We start from the raw sequence: 16,524 nt of genomic DNA on the forward strand, positions 1-16,524 counted from the left end.
TCACTCCGCCAGCAGCGACAGTTCCGCCACCCGGTTCATCAGCCCGGCCAGCGCATTCAACAGCGCCAGTCGGTTACCGCGTACCGCCAAGTCGTCGGCCATCACCATCACACCGTCGAAGAAGGCATCCACCGGCGCCTTGAGCGCGGCCAGCGTCTTCAGCGCGCGGGTGTAGTCATGGTCGGCCAGTGCCTGTGTCACCGGGCTGGTGACATTTTGCAGCGCGTCGTACAGCGCCTTTTCCGCAGGCTCGGCGAACAGGGCGGCGTTCAGCGCCGGCAGGCCGCCTTCGACCTTTTTCAGGATGTTGCGGATACGCTTGTTGGCGGCGGCCAGCGCGGCGGCCTCGGGCAGCGCCTTAAACTCGGCCACGGCCGCGAGACGGCGCTCGATGTCGTCCAGGCGGGTCGGCTGCAATGCGAGCACGGCGTCGATGTCGGCCCCGGGGTAATCGGCGGCCAGGTAGTTTTTCAGGCGCTCCAGCATGAAGCCATACACACCTTCCACCGTGCCTGTGGCGATCACACCATTCGGAAACGGCGCCACGGTGGCGGTCAGCAGCGCGCGCAGGTCCAGCGGCCGGTTCAGCAGCATGCGCAGTACACCCAGCGCGGCGCGGCGCAAGCCGAATGGATCCTTGTCGCCGGTGGGAATCATGCCGATGCCCCAGATGCCGACGATGGCTTCCAGCTTGTCGGCCAGCGCGACGGCGGTGGCGGTCGGCGTCGATGGCAGGCTGTCGCCGGCGAAGCGCGGGTGGTAGTGGCCTTCGATGGCATCGGCCACCTCAAACGGCTCACCATCCAGCCGGGCGTAGTAAGTACCCATCACGCCTTGCAATTCGGGGAACTCGCCAACCATGTCGGACAACAGGTCCGCCTTGGCCAGATAGGCGGCACGCTCGGCATGGGCACGGCTGGCCCCCAGCACCGGGCCGATTTCGCCCGCGATCTTCACCAGGCGTTCGACGCGTTCGAGCTGGCTGCCGATCTTGTTGTGGTACACCACGTTGTACAGGCCTGGCACGCGTGCTTCGAGGCGCTTTTTCTGGTCCTGCTCGTAGAAGAACTTGGCGTCGGACAGCCGCGCGCGCAACACACGGGCATTGCCTTCGACGATATGCACCGGGTCGGCGGTCTCCAGGTTGGAAACCAGCAGGAACCGGTTGGTCAGCTTGCCGGCGGCATCCAGCAGCGGGAAATACTTCTGGTTCTGCTGCATGGTGAGAATCAGGCATTCCTGCGGCACTTTCAGGAAGTCCGCCTCGAACTCGCCGACCAGCACCACCGGCCATTCCACCAGCGCGGTCACTTCGTTGAACAGCGCTTCGTCGGCGGCAATGGTGGCGCCCAGCCTGCCTGCCTCTTCCTTCAGTTTCTGATCGATCAGCGCGCGGCGGGCATCGAAGCTGGCCACCACCTTGCCGGTCTCGTACAGCGTGCGCGCATAGGACTCGGCATCGGTCAGGGTGATCTCGCCCTGCGACAGGAAGCGATGGCCACGCGTGACGCGGCCCGATTGCAGGTGCAGCACGCCACCGGGGATGACATCGGCGCCGTGCAGCATCACTAGGCCGTGCACCGGGCGGATGAACTGACCGTCGCGGTCGCCCCAGCGCATCATCTTGGGTGCCGGCAGCTTGCGCAACGCGGCGTCCACCAGCCCGGACAACACTTCGGCCAGCGGCTGGCCCGGCTTCACCGAGCGGAACACGAACACATCCTGCTTGCCATCGGAGCCTTGTTCCAGCTCGGAAACCTGCACGCCGCAGCTGCGGGCGAAGCCGGCCAGCGCCGGGGTCGGCGCGCCATCCTTGAAGCCGGCTGCCACGGCAGGGCCGCGTCGCTCCACATGCTGGTCCGGCTGCACCGCCAGCACGCCGGACACAGTCACGGCCAGCCGGCGCGGGCTGGCGAAGGCATGGTGTTGCGCATCCTTGGCGACGAAACCCAGGCGGGCGAGTTCGTCGAAGATGGTCTGGGCGAACACGGCGCCCAGCTTGGGCAGCGCCTTCGGCGGCAGCTCTTCGGTCAACAGTTCGATCAGCAGAGTCTGGGACATGGGTTTACTCGTCGTCCTTGTCTTTTTGTGCGTCCTTGGCGGCCATGATCTTGCAGACCTGGCGGATGAAATCGGCGCCAAAGGTATTGGGTTCGGGGGTCTGGAACTCCCACTGGTAGCCGGGCACGTCGTAACGGGCGATATCGCCGTCGTTCTCGTCGCGCAGCTCAGCAGCTGTCTCGGCCATGCGCCCGCTATTGCATTCGACGGCGAGGCGCGCGTACTTCCGGTTGAACACGCCCTTGGAGACGCCATCGACCTGCGGCTCGCGGAATTCCTGGCGCATCCAGACGTAGGTGTACAGATTGCTGCCGGAGCGGTCGTGGTGCGAAATCGACTTCACGTCGACGAACACTTCGAAATCCGGCATCTCGCCATAGCTGCGCCAGTCGCCCTTGAACGGCACGGGCTCGGGGCCCCTGGCGCCATCCTCGTATTTCTTGCAGGCACACAGCGACAGCGCGAGGGCAAGGACGAGGACGGTCTTCATGGGGTGGCTCCGGTCAGGCCTGTGCCGGCTGGCACATCGGGAAGCCCAGGCGTTCGCGGCTTTCGTAATAGGCTTGCGCCACGCCGCGTGCCAGGGTGCGGATACGGCCGATGTAGGCGGCGCGTTCGGTGACCGAGATCGCCCCGCGCGCGTCGAGCAGGTTGAAGGTATGGGCAGCCTTCAGGATCATCTCGTAGCCCGGCAACGGCAGGCCCGCTTCCAGCAGCTTCTGCGCTTCGCCTTCGAAACTGTTGAACAGGCTGAGCAGCAGCTCGACGTTGGAATGCTCGAAGTTGTAGGTGGATTGCTCCACCTCGTTCTGGTGGTAGATATCGCCGTAGGTCACTTTCTGGCCATTGGGGAACTGCGTCCACACTAGGTCGTAGACGTTCTCCACGCCTTGCAGGTACATCGCCAGGCGTTCGGTGCCGTAGGTGATCTCGCCCAGCACCGGCTTGCAATCCAGGCCGCCGACCTGCTGGAAATAGGTGAACTGCGTGACTTCCATGCCGTTCAGCCACACTTCCCAACCCAGGCCCCAGGCACCGAGCGTGGGGTTTTCCCAATCGTCCTCGACGAAACGGATGTCATGCACGGTGGGATCGATGCCCAGTTCGCGCAGACTGCCCAGGTACAGATCCTGGATATTGTCCGGGCTGGGCTTGAGCACCACCTGGAATTGGTAGTAGTGCTGGAGGCGGTTGGGGTTCTCGCCGTAGCGGCCATCCTTGGGACGGCGGCTGGGCTGTACGTACGCGGCATTCCATGGCTCCGGGCCGATGGAACGCAGGAAGGTGGCGGTGTGGCTGGTGCCAGCCCCCATTTCCATGTCGTAGGGCTGCAACAAGGCACAACCCTGGCGGCCCCAGTAATTCTGGAGCGTGAGCAAGATTTCCTGGAAAGTCAGCATCGTCTTCTTGGCTTCCAACCCCTGATTTCCCCGAGGTGCGGGTAAGAACCTGTATGCGGTCTTGTCGCGGCAACGGCGGCCCTGACGCATGCCGCCGGCCGGCTGGTTAACCGATGATTCTACTTGCTTTTACCCGCAGCCCGCCATTGACGCCCCCCGCCAGGTTCGGGTGCAACACAATAATTTGCACGGAGCGCGGGCCCGGAACCGTGGCTTCAAGCCGCACGCGGCATGGCGTCCGATCGCAGCACCGTAACGAGGCGAACACAGCATGACATCCAGCGTCAGCCGGGTTTAGGTTTCGAGTAGAATGGAGCGGTCCGCCGGAACCATCGCGGGCGCTGCCTTTCTACCTTTCTTCGCTCCGGCCCGCCGTCCTCATGAAATCGTTCCTCGCCCTCGCCCTGTTGTCGCTCAGTTTCTCCGCCCAGGCCGCACTCGATCTGGATGCGCTGCGGGAGGCGGTACGCAACCGCAGCCTGGCGCAACTCTCGGCGCTGGCCAACAGCGCCGTTGGCGATCCGCTGGAGATGTATCCGCGTTATCACCTGCTGTCCGCACAACTGGCAAATACGCCGCCCGACGACGACATCCGGGCCTTCCTGAGCCGCTACGATGGCTCGCCGCTGGCCGACAAATTGCGCGGTGAATGGATTTCCTCGCTGGGCAAGCGCGGCAACTGGGATCAGTTGCTGGCCGAGTATCCCAAGCTGGACAGTCCCGGCACCGAAGCCGAATGCTATGCCGCACAAGCCGGATTGGCGCGCGGCCGCAATGCGGGCGCCCTGCAGGTCAAGCGATTGTGGGCCATCGGGCGGGCGCAGCCCGACGCCTGCGGTGCGGTGTTCGACTGGCTGTTCGCCAATGGCCAGCTCGGCACCGATGACACCTGGACACGCATTCGCGATGCGCTGAGCCGTAACAACACCGATTTCGCCCGCCAGATCGCGGCGCGCGTCGGCAGCCCGCCGGAACTCCAGAACAAATCGCTCGCGCAGGCCGCCGCCAATCCGGTGAAGGCATTGCTCGGCTATGGCAGCGCCGACCGCCGCGCATCGCGAGAGGCCGCGCTGTACGCCCTGTCGCGCCTGGCGCGCACCAACCCGGACGCCGCCGCGGCATGGCTGGAAAACCGTACCGACAACTGGCCGGCCGAAGATCGCCGCTACGGCTGGCTGCAAGTGGCCGAAACCGCCGCCAAGGCACGTCATGCCCAGGCCAGCGCCTGGTTCGGCAATGGCTTTCCCGCCATGACGCCGGCCGGCCGCGCCTGGTCGATCCGCGCCGCCCTGCGCGCCAAGGATATCAATGCCGTGCTCGCCCGCGTGGAGGCCCTGCCCGCGGAGGAAGCCGATGAGCCGGCCTGGCGCTACTGGAAGGCCCAGGCGCTCAAGGCCAGACAGCGCGAGGCCGAGGCCGAAGCCCTGCTGGCCAGTGTCGCCAGCAATGACGATTTCTACGGTCTGCTGGCGCTCGGCGAACTGAAAACCCCCGTGGCCCTGAACCCATCACTACCCTATCGCCCCACCGAGCAGGAAATCGCCACGATGCGCGCCCGGCCCGGCCTGACCCGCGCGCTGACCCTGCTGAACGGCGGCTGGCGCAACGAGGGCGTGCGCGAATGGAACTGGGGCCTGCGCGGCGCCAGCGAGCCGGAACTGATCGCCGCATCGATGCTGGCGCAGCGCGAAGGCTTCTATGACCGCTCGATCTATGCCGCCGAGCGCGCGAAGGGGTTTTCCGATATCTCGCTGCGCTATCCGCTGCCGTTCCGCGGCGACATCGAACGCGAGGCACGCAGCAACGGCCTGGACCCGGCCTGGGTCTATGGCCTGATCCGCCAGGAAAGCCGCTTCATCACCGATGCCCGCTCCTCGGTCGGCGCCGGCGGGCTGATGCAATTGATGCCGGCAACCGCCAAATGGGTGGCGGGCAAGATGGGCGACAAGCGCTTCAACCCCGCCGACGTGCACCACGCCGAATCCAATCTACAGATGGGCACCTTCTATCTGCGCTACATCCTGGATCGGCTGGAATCGCACCCGGTGCTCGCCACCGCTGGCTACAACGCCGGCCCCGGCCGCGCGCGCGGCTGGCAGGAACCCGATTCCCTGGATGCGGCGATCTATATCGAGACGATCCCGTTCGACGAAACCCGGGATTACGTGAAGAAAGTGCTGGCGAACGCCCAGGTCTACCGCTATGCCTTCCCCAAGGCCCCGACGTTGCAGGAACGGCTGGCGCCGATTCCGCCGCGAGGTGGCGTGGTGGACGCCCCCTGACCTAACGCAAGGCCCTGCCCGGGGCAGCGGGGCTAAGCTAAGGCCCCTTGCGCACCGGCACATTTCGCGAATACGGGCACGCCACGATGGCGGCCAGCCGGGCGTTCAAATCTGCCGGAGGTCGCCATGCCAGCACGCATATCCAATCGCGAACGCGCCATCCTGTTGATCGGAGGCAGCGGCTTCATCGGCAGCCGCATCGCGGCGCGCCTGGCCGGCGCCGGCCACCGCGTCACCGTTCCCACCCGCCGCGAAGCCAACGCCCGTGACCTGCTGCTGTTGCCGCAGCTGGACATCGCCATCGCCGACGTCCACCAGCCGGCGCAACTGGCGGCCCTGATGCGCGACCAGGATGTGGTCATCAACCTGGTTGGCATCCTGCAAGGTCGCCCCGCCGCATTCCAGCGCGCGCATCTCGGGTTGACCGAAAAGATCCTCGATGCCTGCCATGCCACCAACGTGATGCGCTACCTGCACATGAGCGCGCTGGGCGCCGATCTGTTCGGGCCCTCGCACTACCTGCGCAGCAAGGGCGAGGCGGAAGCTCGCGTGCGCGCCAGCGAGCTGGACTGGACCATCTACCGCCCCTCGGTCGTGTTCGGCGAGGGTGACCGTTTTCTCAACCTGTTCGCCAGCATGCAGCGCACCTTGCCGGTGGTGCCGCTGGCCTGCGCCAAGGCGCGCTTCCAGCCGGTATGGGTGGGCGACGTGGCACGGGCCTTCGAACAGGGCGTACTGCGCGCAGACCTGATCGGCCAGTCGCTGAACCTGGTCGGGCCCCAGGTCTACACCCTGGCGGAGCTGGTGAAGCTGGCTGGCCAGTTGAGCGGACACCCCCGCCCCATCCTGCCGCTCGCCCATGGCATCGCCCGCGTCGAAGCGGCCCTGATGGCGCTGCTGCCCAATCCGCCGCTATCGCGCGACAACCTGGATTCGATGCGCCACGACAGCGTCGATCCGGCGGGTTTTCCTGCGCAACTGGGCTTCGAGCCGGCATCGCTCGAAGCGGTGGCCCCAACCTACCTCAAGCCCGATCCGCGACTCTATCGCTGGCGGCACGAGGCGCACCATCCCGCGCAACGATGATTCCCTGCCCATCCAGGGCGGGCGTCATCACGTGAAGTTTCAAGTTTTCAAACTCGCCCTAGAATGGTTTCATGTTCCGCTAGGTCGATTCCCACCCCACCGCTGGAGTTCCACCGCATGCAAATGATGCTCGGCAATCTGCCCCCCGATACCACGATCGACGACGTCCGTGAGTTGCTCGAATCGCTGGGGGTGCCCGGTGTAAGCGAAATCACCGTCTCCGCCGGCCTGGGCGAGCGCGCCAACGCGCTGGTCAAACTGGATGAAGCAGTGAGCAGTGCCGCCGTTTCCGCCATTTGTGGCCAGCTCAATGGTCACCACTGGAAAGGTCACGACATCACGGCCAGCCATACCAATCTGGGCTGGGGCTGACCCCCTCGGCCAACCGCCAGGAAGCTGAGCTTGGATTGGCAACCGATCGCCAATCCGCTGTGGGCCGGACATCGCAAGATGTTCCGGCCCTTCTGCCATCTTTCACTGTCGCCCATCGCAGCCCAGCGCTACGATGGCCTTTCTTCCACGATGGGGATACACGATGCGCATTGCCGTATTCGACAGCAAACGATATGACCGTATCGCGCTGAACGACGCCAATCACGCCGGCCACGAGCTGGAGTTTTTCGACGACCGCCTCAACCGCACCACCGTGCCGCTGGCCGCAGGCTTCGACGTAGTGTGCCCCTTCGTCAACGACCGGGTCGATGAAGCCACCCTCACCGAATTGAAGCGCCTGGGCGTCGGCCATGTCGCACTGCGTAGCGCCGGCTACAACGGCGTGGACATCGCGGCTGCCGCACGACTGGGCATCGTGGTCACCCGCGTGCCCGCCTATTCGCCCGAAGCCGTGGCGGAGCACGTGTTCGCGCTACTGCTGACGCTGGTGCGCAAGACCCATCGCGCGTTCAACCGCGTGCGCGACGCCAATTTCTCGCTCGACGGACTGGTCGGCTTCAACCTGCACGGCCGCACCTTCGGCGTGGTCGGCGCCGGCAAGATCGGCCGCGCCGCGCTCAACATCGCCAACGGTTTCGGCATGAAGTTGCTGGCCTACGATCGCAACCCCGATCCCGCCCTGGAATCGCTCGGCTGCCGTTTCGTCTCGCTGCCCGAACTGTTGGCCCAGGCCGATATCGTCAGCCTGCACGCGCCATTGTTCCCCGAAACCCGCCACATGATCAGCGCCGACTCGCTGGCGACGATGAAACAAGGCGCCGTCATCATCAACACCAGCCGCGGCGGCCTGATCGACTCCAGCGCCCTGCTCGATGCGCTCAAGAGTGGCCAACTGGGTGGCGTGGGGCTGGACGTCTACGAATACGAGGAAGGCGTGTTTTTCGAAGACCTGTCCGGCTCGGCGGTGCAGGACGATGTTCTGGCGCGGCTGACCACCTTCCCCAATGTGGTGATCACCTCCCATCAGGGCTTCCTCACCGACGAAGCACTGGCCGCCATCGCCGGGACGGTGATGCAGAATGTGGCGGATTACGCTGCGGGCCAACCATTGGCCAATCAGGTCACACCATCGTAAAAAAAAGCCGGCGAAAACGCCGGCTTTTTTCATTCAGACCAAGGCTGGAGCCATGCTCAAGGGGTGGTGCCGACGTTGCCATAGGCAATGCCGTCCTTCACATAGCCGACCACGGTCTGCGCTTCGTCGCGACCGTACAGCAAAAGATCCGCTTGATCGGTTTGCCGCTCGGACGAGAGTTTGTAAATCCGGGAATCCTTGGTTTGCCACACTTCCTCGGTAGCGCTGAGTTTGAAGTCCGGATCCACGCTGTTCGCCGTGGTGGTGATCTTGGTGTGGCAAAAATGGCGATTCTTCAGCGCAATCTGATGGGAATGCGCAGCTCTCCATCCAGTGCATGGCCAAGATCGCGGAACAGGTTGAGATGAGGGCGGCACGCATCGGTGATCCAGCGCTGCTGCCGCTCTAGCCACTCGCTGTACAGCCAGCGGAAAGGCGCGCCAGCCCCCCGATACCGCAGGCACAGGTAATAGCCGGAAGGCAGCGAGTCGGTAAGCCAGCCCGGTGGTCGCTGGCTAATGGCGGAGACGCCCCACTCGTATATGCATTCGTCCCCGGTGACGAAACCGGGGTCTTCGCGCGTGATGGCACACCACAGCGGCGCCTGCTCGGTGGCCGGCAGGGTATGGGCGAGCATTTTCCAGTACGCCTCGGCCTTGGTGCCCCAGACACCGAAACTGCGCGCCAGCCAGACCGGCTGGGCCGCGCAGTAACGAACCTGTGCCGTGACGGCGACGTTCGGTTTGTTCAGTTCCAGCGACGCCATCAGCGATTCGTCGCTGACATCGTCCGGGTCGCTGTCGTGCAGGCGGCGCCAGCGCTCCTGGATATCGAGGTGGAAATCGAGCCAGGCGCCCGCCCGCCAGCAGCGAGGCGCGAAGCCGAACGTCTGCTTGAAATTGCGCGAAAAAACACTGTCGGACGCAAAGCCGATTTCATGGGCGATCTGCAGCAGTGGTGTCCGTTCATGCCGCACCCGCAACGCGGCACGAAGCAGGCGGCGGCGTCTCAGGTAATCGATCGGGGTGCGGCCGGTCAGGTCGGCAAACACCCGCTCGAAATGATGCCGTGAATAACATCCCTGGCGCGCCAGATCGTCCAGCCGCCAGGGATGGGCCAGTTGTTGTTCGAGCAGACGCGAAACCGTCAGCAGGCGATGTTGGCCGGGGTCGAGATCCACGAGCAAGGCATCCAAAAAAGAAGGGGGTTGGCAAAAACTGCCGGGAAACAACATTGCCATAGGCAGGACGGGCAAACCCTGATCCAGATCCTGCCAAGCCAGGCAAAATTCGATTCGTACCATCAACACATCAATGGCATTGTTGACTACAACCAAAGCAAATATTCAAAAGAGCACACGTAAGAAAAAGCAGCGAATCATGCCATAGCAATTGCGGTTGGGGTGAAGCCAGCCCTTCTGCGCCGGCCCCACCCGCTGGCCCCGGGAAATCGCCATCTCCCATCCGGGCCGGATCGCTTATAGTCCCAGGCGTTGCCCATTCATCCCTGTGTCATGACTCCATCCCGCGCCCATCGCTGGCTGCCGTTGGTTCCCGGTCTGCTCGCTGCGTTGTTCACGCTGGCGTTTTCCGGCTACCTGCTGCTGGCACGCGGTGAGGCGGCGGAGCAGCGCGCGGCGACGATGGAACAGGATCTGCTCTGGCAGAAGCAGGCCATCGAGCAGCAGATGAATGTGGATCGCGACGCGGTGCTGGGGCTGGCCGCCACGCTGGCGGGCGCGGATTTCGGTTCGCCGGTGTTCCAGGCGCGCGCACTGTCGTTGCTGCAGACCAGTCCGGAGATCGTCGGCCTGTCGGTGCAGGACGGCCGTGGTCAGGTGGAATGGCATTCCTCGCAGGCGTCGCAATGGGCATTGCCTTATCGCGGCGACCCCGGCTGGGGCGAGCTGTGGGTGTCGCATGGGCAGCCGCGTGTCCAGTACGCCGTTGCCACCCCCGACCGCCGCCGCATGGTGGTGATCGTGCTGGCGCTGGATCGGCTGCTGCAACAGCAGGTGCCATGGTGGATCGCCCAACGCTACCAGATGACGCTGTATGGGCCGGGGTATGTGCCGCTGGCCTCCAAGTACCAGCGGCAGCTCGATCTGGCAGGCGAGATCGGCCATATCAACCTGACCGAACCGCCACTGGGCCTGTCGCTGAAGGCCGAGGTCTACCAGACGCGCGCCCGCCCGGTGACGCTGGCGCTGCCCTGGGTGCTGTTCGGCCTGGCACTGGCGATGCTGGCTTCGACCTGGGCGCTGGGGCGGGTGATGCGGGTACGCGAGGTGGCGGAGATCCGCCTGCGCGCCGAAACCGCCTTGCGCAAGGCCATGGAGGATTCGCTGGTCACCGGTCTGCGCGCCATGGACAAGCATGGGCGCATCCTTTACGTGAACCGCGCCTTCTGCGAGATGGTGGGTTATCGCGCCGAGGAACTGATCGGTCACCATCCACCCATGCCTTACTGGCCCGCCGAGGAACTCGAGCGTTGCGAAGCGGTGTTCGACGCCATCCTCGCCGGGCGGCTCGACCCCAATGGCTTCGCGGTGCGCTTCATGCGCCGCAATGGCGAACGCTTCGACGTGCGGGTCTATGCGTCGCGGCTGATCGATGGCGAAGGCGAACACATCGGCTGGATGGGGTCGATGTACGACATCACCGAAATCCGCCGCGAGCGTGAGGCGCTGCAAGCATCGCACGAGCGCTTCGTCACCGTGATGAACGGGCTGGATGCCGCCGTGGCGGTCAGCGACGCGCAGACCGGCGAACTGCTGATGAGCAACCAGTTGTTCGATCGCGCCTTCGGCCTGCCCGACTGGCGCGGCCGTTGCTGCATCCTGCCCTTCCTGCCCCGGCGCACCGAGCCGCCGGTGGATGCGGAGTGGTACGACGGCTTTCGCCAGAACTGGTACCAGGTGAAAAGCCGGCAAAGCGTGTGGGTGGACGGCAGCGCGGTCTGGCTGGAAATCGCCACCGACATCACCGCGCTGAAGACCGCCGCCGAGCGCGAGCGGCGTCAGAACGAAACGCTGCAACAGACCGCGCGCCTGATCAGCATGGGCGAGATGGCGTCCAGCCTGGCACACGAACTGAACCAGCCGCTGGGCGCCATCGCCAGCTATGCCAGCGGCTGCCGCAATATCCTGGCCGCGCCCGCGCCCAATCTCACCCAGCTCGACCAAGCCATCGACAAGATGGCGGAACAGGCCAAGCGCGCCGGGCACATCATTCGCGGCATCCGCGAGTTCGTGCAGCGTCGTGCGCCGCATCGCAAGCGTTGCGACATCGGTACACTGCTGGATACGGTGCTCGGCCTGCTCGGTCATGAGATCGTCCGGCGCGGCGTGGATGTCTCGATCGCCCAGGCCGAGGCACTGCCGCCGCTGTATGCCGACGCGGTGATGCTGGAGCAGGTGCTGTTCAACCTGATCAAGAACGCGCTGGAAGCCATGGACAACGCCGCGCCCGATCGTCGCCAGCTCGCCATCTCGCTCACCCGCCACAACGGTGCGCTGAAGGTGGTCATCGCCGATCGCGGCACTGGCATCGCGCCGGAACAACTGGAACAATTGTTCAAGCCTTTCTTCACCACCAAGGACGCCGGCATGGGCATGGGGCTGAACATCTGCCGTTCCATCATCGAACACCATCATGGCCGGCTCTGGGCCGAAGCCAACCCCGGCGGCGGCTGCCGCTTCGTCTTTACCGTACCGTTCAGTGAGGAGACCGACGCACATGAACCCTAACCGAAGGATCGCCATCGTCGATGACGACGATGCCCTGCGCGATGCGCTGGTATGGCTGTTTTCCACGCGCAATCACGAGGCCCAGGCCTTTGCCAGCGCCGAGGCGTTGCTGGCCGACTACAGCCCCGATCGCTTCGGTTGCCTGTTGCTGGACGTGCGCATGCCCGGCATGGGCGGCATCGAACTCTTCGCGCGGCTCAAGGAATACACCTATGTTCCACCGGTGATCTTCCTGACCGGCCACGGCGATGTGCCGATGGCGGTCTCGGCATTGAAAGGCGGCGCGGCCGACTTCGTGGAAAAGCCATTCAACGACAACGACATCGTCGATCTGGTCGAAAAGGCGCTGGCCGACGATGCCACCCATCGCGACGCCTGGCACGCCCGCAGCCAGGTGGAAGGCCGGCTGGCCGCGCTGACACCGCGCGAGCGCGAGGTGATGAAGCTGATCCTCACCGGCCGCCTGAACAAGCAGATCGCCGACGATCTGTCGATCTCGATGAAGACGGTGGAAGTGCACCGCGCGCGCATCCTCGAAAAAATGCACGTGAAAACGGCCATGGAGCTGGCGGCGCTGCTGCGCGATGCTGGCGTGGAGGCGCAGTAACCGGCACAGTGACCCGCTCGCGAACCAGTCTGCGCCGCTATCGTCGAACAGGGCATGTTGTCACCGGAGCATCGCATGGCACTGAACTGGCTGGCCGCCATTCCCTGGGCGGTATTGATCGAGAACGCGCCCCGCATCCTGGACGCGAGCAAGAAGCTGTTCAAGCGCACCCAGGCCATGCCGCCGCCTCCGCCGGCCGAGATCGAGATCAACCCGGCCGCCGGCACCGAAGCTCGCCTCGCCACGCTGGAAATGGTGGTCGAGGAAAACCGTCGCGAGCTACGCGAGCTGCATACGCGCCAACAGGAAAGCGCGCGGCTGATCGAGGAGCTGGCGCAGCAGAACGCCCAGCTCACCTTGCGCCTGCGCCGGCAATATCGACAGTTGCTGGTGACCGGCGTGGTATTGCTGGGCGTGCTGCTGTATCTCGCGCTACGTTGAGCCCCCTGTTCCACCCCGCGCCACCGGGCGCCTTTCGCTTTTCAAGGTTTTGAATCCGCAATGCTGATGTTGATTTCCCCGGCCAAGACGCTGGACTACACCACCGAACTTCCCACCGATCGCCACTGCCAGCCCGCTTACCTCAAGCAGTCCACCACCCTGGTCGGGCTGCTGCGCAAACAATCGCCCGCCGAGCTGGCGGCGCTGATGCATATCTCCGACCCGCTGGCGGTGCTGAACGTCGGCCGCTTTCACCACTGGAAGAAGCCGTTCACCCCGGACAATGCCCGCGCGGCGGTGTTCGCCTTCAAGGGCGATGTCTATGAAGGGCTGGATGCGTATTCGCTGGACGACGCGCATTTCGATTACCTGGCGTCGCATCTGCGCATTCTTTCCGGCCTGTATGGCCTGTTGACGCCATTCGACCTGATCCAGCCCTACCGTCTCGAAATGGGCACCCGGCTGAACAACCCACTCGGCACGGATCTGTACGCCTGGTGGGGTGACACGCTGGCGCGCGCGGTGAACAAGCTGAAACCCGGCATCGTGGTCAATCTGGCCAGCGAGGAGTACTTCAAATCGGTGGGTACCGCCCGGCTCAAGGCGCGGCTGATCACCCCGGTATTCGAAGACTTCAAGAACGGGCAGTACAAGATCATCAGCTTCCATGCCAAGCGGGCGCGGGGCCTGATGGTGCGCTACGCGGCGCTGCATGGCATCACCGATCCGGAAGCGCTCAAGGCATTCGATCTGGAAGACTATGCCTATGCCGAGACGGCCAGCGGGCCGGATCGCTGGGTGTTCCGCCGCGCCTGACCCACCGCGCCATTCGCAGCGAATCGGATCGGCATGCTCCGCCCCGCCACAGCAAGGGTGAGTCGCTTTTGCGCGGTAGACGCCTTCCCGGGGGCTTGCCGATGGCTGCCCCACCTTCACTACCCCTCCACGTAAATCGCACTGAGCTATAACCAAGGTCGCTCCGCCCGTCCTGGGCATCGATCGATGGTTACTCCAAGGAGGTTCGCATGGCAACGAAAGTGCAAGTGGTGTTCTACAGCATGTACGGCCACATCTATCACATGGCAGAGGCAGTGGCCGAAGGCGCGCGTGAGGCCGGCGCCGAGGTGAGCGTGCTGCAGGTACCCGAGCTGGTGCCGCCCGAAGTGCTGGAAAAAAGCGGCGCCACCGCCAGCCGCGCGTCGTTCGCGCATGTGCCGGTCGCCACGGTGGACAAGCTGGTAGAGGCGGATGCCATCATCTTCGGCACCCCGACCCGCTTTGGCAACATGTGCGCGCAGATGCGCAACTTCCTGGATCAGACCGGCGGGCTGTGGGCCAAGGGTGCGCTGATCGGCAAGGTGGGCAGTGTGTTCACCAGCACCGCCACCCAGCACGGCGGGCAGGAAACCACGCTGACCAGCTTCCACACCACGCTGCTGCATCATGGCCTCGTCATCGTCGGCGTGCCGTATTCCGAAGCGCGCCAGATGACGCTGGCGGAGATCAGCGGCGGCAGCCCCTATGGCGCCTCCACGCTGACCGGCGGCGATGGTGCACGGCAACCTTCGGAAAACGAGCTGGCCATCGCCCGCTTCCAGGGCAAACACGTCGCCGGCATCGCGGCCAAGCTGGCCCAGCGCTGAGCGGATGGCGTCGGCAAAAAAGCCAGGCGAATGCCTGGCTTTTTTTGTGCGGCCGCGCCCCTCAATCGGCGGGGCGTCCCATGTCGGTGGCCCATTGCATGGCCTCCACCTGCATGCGGTTGATCGCCGACAGATCCAGCTCCGGTTCGGTCGCCATCCATTGCCGTACCGCGATCACATCGCCGTCCTCCGCCGCCACCGTCAGCGCCAGCCAGTGGCCCAGCCGGCTGACTTGCGGGTCTCCCAGCAGGGCCGCCTGCACGTCGATGCTCAGGTTCAGCTCGGGCAACAATTCCACCAGCGGTCGATCGAACAACACGTCCAGCAACGACAGCAACCCCACCAGAAATGCTTTGTCCGCCAGCTTCCGCTGCCCGGGCACCAGCGTTTGCGCCAACCGCTCCATGAAACGGCCGCGGCAGACCACGGTATAGAGCAGCACATCGCCGCTATCGTGGTTACCGGCCTGGGCGAACATCAGAATCTGCAACCAGCGGAACAACTGGCGCAACCCCAGCAGCGTGATCGCATGCCGCACGCTGGCAATGCGCACCGGCAACCCGCACGCCACCGAATTCACCAGCTTGATCAGGCCCAGCGCCAGGTTGGGCGCATGCTTGAAGGCCAGTTCCAGCTCTTCGATGTCGGCATCCTGCTGCAACAGGCCCAGCAACGACAACAACTGCGCCTGCGCCGGGTTGAGGCGGCGGCCGGACAGGATGGTGGGCCGGGCGAAGTGATATCCCTGGAACAGATCGAAACCCAGATCGCTGCAATGACGTTGCATTTCCGGGTTGGCGACCTTCTCCGCCAGAAGCTGGATCGGCCGGTTGTGCATGCGCTCGGTAACATGGCGCAGCTTATGGACCAGCGGCATCAGTTCGTCGAACGGCACCAGCATCACATCCACCTTGATCACATCGATCAGCGACAGCAGCGGCAGATGTGCCGGCTCCAGCGCGACCAGATCGTCCAGCGCCAGCCGATAGCCCAATGCATGCAGTTCGGCGCAACGCCGGTACAGCGCCTCGTTCAGCTCGATGGTTTCCAGCAGCTCCAGCACCACGCGGTCAGCCGGCAGCAGCTCGATCATCTCGGAGAACAGCAGTTCATCATTCACGTTGATGAAAGCGGCCCGGCCTTGCAGCGCGCCCGCCAGGCCCAGATCGGTGAAGGTGTGGTTGATGACTGACGCGCTGGCCGCCAGGTCGTCGGTGACCTGGGCGTGATCGCCGGTCCCGTCGCGGAACAGCAACTCGTAGGCGACCAGTTGCCGCTGCCGGTTGATGATGGGTTGCCGTCCCAGGAAGAACAAATCTTCCATATCGATGCCCCGCGCAAAAGACCAATACCAGTCTAGGGGGTAAGCTCCTGCTTTGAGGCACGATCCGCTCTGCGTAGCCGGAACAACGCAATGGCCCGCTATTTGGAGGGTGCATTTCCCAGATCGCAATGCGGGCAGCGATCGTAGCGGGTATAGCAATCGGTGGGACAGAACTCGGTTTCCCGCCCGCAACCGGCGCAGCGCCCATCACGATGCAGCCAGGTCTGTACGCCAAGCCGGAAGCGTTGCACCCCCACCACCACGCACGGCAATACGCACAAGCCGGCCCACAGCGCCGTGCCACCCTGCATTGAAGCGGCAACGACAGCCAGCGCCCCGGACACCAGCAACGCCGCGCCGCCTTCGCTGAACCGATGAAGCGCTTGCCGGGTGGTCATGCCATG

At 64.6% G+C, this 16,524-nt stretch carries 16 protein-coding genes; 9 read left to right on the forward strand and 7 right to left on the reverse strand.

Features of this window, described 5'->3' with window-relative positions; genetic code table 11:
* Genes glyS through glyQ form a run of 3 tightly spaced genes read right to left on the reverse strand, consistent with a single transcriptional unit; the run spans position 1 to position 3,461 of the window.
* Positions 1–2,061: a glycine--tRNA ligase subunit beta gene (gene glyS, locus FAZ21_RS01850; protein ID WP_136771566.1), complete on the reverse strand. Its 2,061-nt coding sequence runs from the start codon at positions 2,059–2,061 to the stop codon at positions 1–3.
* 4 nt (positions 2,062–2,065) lie between these two features.
* Positions 2,066–2,551: a surface-adhesin E family protein gene (locus FAZ21_RS01855; protein WP_136771567.1), complete on the reverse strand. Its 486-nt coding sequence runs from the start codon at positions 2,549–2,551 to the stop codon at positions 2,066–2,068.
* A 13-nt stretch (positions 2,552–2,564) separates the two neighbouring features.
* Positions 2,565–3,461: a glycine--tRNA ligase subunit alpha gene (gene glyQ, locus FAZ21_RS01860; protein WP_136771725.1), complete on the reverse strand. Its 897-nt coding sequence runs from the start codon at positions 3,459–3,461 to the stop codon at positions 2,565–2,567.
* Between the two features lie 380 nt (positions 3,462–3,841).
* Here glyQ and FAZ21_RS01865 point away from each other — a divergent pair, with 380 nt between their 5' ends.
* From FAZ21_RS01865 to FAZ21_RS01880, 4 genes are all read left to right on the forward strand, one after another.
* Entirely contained in the window at positions 3,842–5,743 is a 1,902-nt protein-coding gene (locus FAZ21_RS01865) for a lytic transglycosylase domain-containing protein (RefSeq protein ID WP_136771568.1), read from the forward strand.
* Between the two features lie 126 nt (positions 5,744–5,869).
* The gene (locus tag FAZ21_RS01870) at positions 5,870–6,829 is read left to right on the forward strand and encodes a complex I NDUFA9 subunit family protein (RefSeq protein ID WP_136771569.1); all 960 of its coding nucleotides are present in this window, start codon (positions 5,870–5,872) and stop codon (positions 6,827–6,829) included.
* Between the two features lie 117 nt (positions 6,830–6,946).
* On the forward strand, positions 6,947–7,201 hold the full coding sequence (locus tag FAZ21_RS01875) for an RNA recognition motif domain-containing protein (RefSeq protein WP_136771570.1): 255 nt from the start codon (positions 6,947–6,949) through the stop codon (positions 7,199–7,201).
* A 163-nt stretch (positions 7,202–7,364) separates the two neighbouring features.
* Positions 7,365–8,357 carry a 2-hydroxyacid dehydrogenase gene (locus FAZ21_RS01880; RefSeq protein ID WP_136771571.1) on the forward strand — a complete coding sequence of 331 codons (993 nt, stop codon included), beginning with the start codon at positions 7,365–7,367 and terminating at the stop codon, positions 8,355–8,357.
* Between the two features lie 56 nt (positions 8,358–8,413).
* Here the strand turns inward: FAZ21_RS01880 and FAZ21_RS01885 are convergent, their stop codons facing one another.
* Complete coding sequence (locus FAZ21_RS01885) at positions 8,414–8,605, reverse strand: hypothetical protein (protein ID WP_136771572.1); 192 nt, start codon at positions 8,603–8,605, stop codon at positions 8,414–8,416.
* 47 nt (positions 8,606–8,652) lie between these two features.
* Entirely contained in the window at positions 8,653–9,537 is an 885-nt protein-coding gene (locus tag FAZ21_RS01890; RefSeq protein WP_169307207.1) for a helix-turn-helix domain-containing protein, read from the reverse strand.
* Positions 9,538–9,870: 333 nt separating this feature from the next.
* On the opposite strand from FAZ21_RS01890, the gene FAZ21_RS01895 reads away from it, so the two are divergent.
* The 5 genes from FAZ21_RS01895 (at position 9,871) to wrbA (ending at position 14,796) form a co-directional block, all read left to right on the forward strand.
* Positions 9,871–12,105: a PAS domain-containing sensor histidine kinase gene (locus FAZ21_RS01895; protein WP_136771574.1), complete on the forward strand. Its 2,235-nt coding sequence runs from the start codon at positions 9,871–9,873 to the stop codon at positions 12,103–12,105.
* Positions 12,095–12,712 carry a response regulator transcription factor gene (locus FAZ21_RS01900; RefSeq protein ID WP_136771575.1) on the forward strand — a complete coding sequence of 206 codons (618 nt, stop codon included), beginning with the start codon at positions 12,095–12,097 and terminating at the stop codon, positions 12,710–12,712. Before FAZ21_RS01895 ends, FAZ21_RS01900 begins: the two co-directional genes overlap by 11 nt.
* A 75-nt stretch (positions 12,713–12,787) precedes the next feature.
* The gene (locus tag FAZ21_RS01905; protein ID WP_136771576.1) at positions 12,788–13,153 is read left to right on the forward strand and encodes a hypothetical protein; all 366 of its coding nucleotides are present in this window, start codon (positions 12,788–12,790) and stop codon (positions 13,151–13,153) included.
* Between the two features lie 60 nt (positions 13,154–13,213).
* Positions 13,214–13,969 (forward strand): peroxide stress protein YaaA, encoded by a 756-nt coding sequence (gene yaaA, locus FAZ21_RS01910; RefSeq protein WP_136771577.1) that lies wholly within the window; start codon positions 13,214–13,216, stop codon positions 13,967–13,969.
* A gap of 209 nt (positions 13,970–14,178) precedes the next feature.
* Positions 14,179–14,796: an NAD(P)H:quinone oxidoreductase gene (wrbA, locus tag FAZ21_RS01915; protein WP_136771578.1), complete on the forward strand. Its 618-nt coding sequence runs from the start codon at positions 14,179–14,181 to the stop codon at positions 14,794–14,796.
* Between the two features lie 61 nt (positions 14,797–14,857).
* On the opposite strand, the gene FAZ21_RS01920 is transcribed toward wrbA, so the two are convergent.
* The gene (locus FAZ21_RS01920) at positions 14,858–16,120 is read right to left on the reverse strand and encodes an EAL and HDOD domain-containing protein (protein ID WP_136771579.1); all 1,263 of its coding nucleotides are present in this window, start codon (positions 16,118–16,120) and stop codon (positions 14,858–14,860) included.
* 98 nt (positions 16,121–16,218) lie between these two features.
* Complete coding sequence (locus tag FAZ21_RS01925; protein ID WP_136771580.1) at positions 16,219–16,518, reverse strand: hypothetical protein; 300 nt, start codon at positions 16,516–16,518, stop codon at positions 16,219–16,221.
* Positions 16,519–16,524: the final 6 nt, after the last annotated feature.

It is taken from the genome of Chitiniphilus eburneus (genome assembly GCF_005048205.1).
Classification (GTDB): Bacteria; Pseudomonadota; Gammaproteobacteria; order Burkholderiales; family Chitinibacteraceae; genus Chitiniphilus; species Chitiniphilus eburneus.

Bases quoted from the DNA above. Each gene is read 5' to 3' on its own strand.
- glyS (WP_136771566.1), bottom strand. From the start codon at position 2,061: ATGTCCCAGACTCTGCTGATCGAACTGTTGACCGAAGAGCTGCCGCCG.
- FAZ21_RS01855 (WP_136771567.1), bottom strand. From the start codon at position 2,551: ATGAAGACCGTCCTCGTCCTTGCCCTCGCGCTGTCGCTGTGTGCCTGC.
- glyQ (WP_136771725.1), bottom strand. From the start codon at position 3,461: ATGCTGACTTTCCAGGAAATCTTGCTCACGCTCCAGAATTACTGGGGC.
- FAZ21_RS01865 (WP_136771568.1), top strand. From the start codon at position 3,842: ATGAAATCGTTCCTCGCCCTCGCCCTGTTGTCGCTCAGTTTCTCCGCC.
- FAZ21_RS01870 (WP_136771569.1), top strand. From the start codon at position 5,870: ATGCCAGCACGCATATCCAATCGCGAACGCGCCATCCTGTTGATCGGA.
- FAZ21_RS01875 (WP_136771570.1), top strand. From the start codon at position 6,947: ATGCAAATGATGCTCGGCAATCTGCCCCCCGATACCACGATCGACGAC.
- FAZ21_RS01880 (WP_136771571.1), top strand. From the start codon at position 7,365: ATGCGCATTGCCGTATTCGACAGCAAACGATATGACCGTATCGCGCTG.
- FAZ21_RS01895 (WP_136771574.1), top strand. From the start codon at position 9,871: ATGACTCCATCCCGCGCCCATCGCTGGCTGCCGTTGGTTCCCGGTCTG.
- FAZ21_RS01900 (WP_136771575.1), top strand. From the start codon at position 12,095: ATGAACCCTAACCGAAGGATCGCCATCGTCGATGACGACGATGCCCTG.
- FAZ21_RS01905 (WP_136771576.1), top strand. From the start codon at position 12,788: ATGGCACTGAACTGGCTGGCCGCCATTCCCTGGGCGGTATTGATCGAG.
- yaaA (WP_136771577.1), top strand. From the start codon at position 13,214: ATGCTGATGTTGATTTCCCCGGCCAAGACGCTGGACTACACCACCGAA.
- wrbA (WP_136771578.1), top strand. From the start codon at position 14,179: ATGGCAACGAAAGTGCAAGTGGTGTTCTACAGCATGTACGGCCACATC.
- FAZ21_RS01920 (WP_136771579.1), bottom strand. From the start codon at position 16,120: ATGGAAGATTTGTTCTTCCTGGGACGGCAACCCATCATCAACCGGCAG.
- FAZ21_RS01925 (WP_136771580.1), bottom strand. From the start codon at position 16,518: ATGACCACCCGGCAAGCGCTTCATCGGTTCAGCGAAGGCGGCGCGGCG.